Consider the following 551-nt stretch of genomic DNA (forward strand, 5'->3'; position numbering starts at 1 on the left):
CCCGGAGGGCCCCTCCGCCTCTACGGCTGGCCGCCCGTCACGGCGGTCCTCATCTCCCGGCTGCTGTCGAGGCACGGCTTCCAGGCCCGCACCGCCACCCCCTTGGAGGTGCTCCACACCGGGCCCGAGGACGTCGTGCTCGCGCCCCTCCAGGCCATGGAAGGCCTGCTGGCCGGGGAGGTCCACATCCAGGGCGCCCTCATCGTCCACGGCAGCGATGACGAGAACTTCGAACGGGCCCGCGAGCTCGGCGCACGCGGCTTCCTGGCCAGCCCCCGGGACGAGGAGCTCCTGCTGCGCGCCGTCCGCCGGCTGAGGCCCCACCCGGGCGCTCTCGACCCGTTCCCACACTCGCACTGAGTCCTACCCTGGCGCTCGCTGAGCCACATTCGAGCTCAGAGTGGGACGAAGACTCACCCGGTTCGAGAAAAATTCGAGCCTCGATTCTCAAAAAATAAAGGGGCCAAGCAACTGGGGAAGGGGATCACGGAAAATGGGTACAGATGGCGTCCTGCCGGGCGCCCTGGAATCTCGCCGGAGCCCTCATGTCC

1 pseudogene is annotated in these 551 nt (G+C 68.6%); it reads left to right on the plus strand.

The window, feature by feature from the left end:
• Positions 1–360: pseudogene (locus G4D87_RS38530) on the plus strand (GspE/PulE/PilB domain-containing protein); the annotation flags it as partial.
• Positions 361–551 lie beyond the last annotated feature (191 nt).

The sequence above is a fragment of the Myxococcus vastator genome, assembly GCF_010894475.1.
GTDB lineage: Bacteria > Myxococcota > Myxococcia > Myxococcales > Myxococcaceae > Myxococcus > Myxococcus vastator.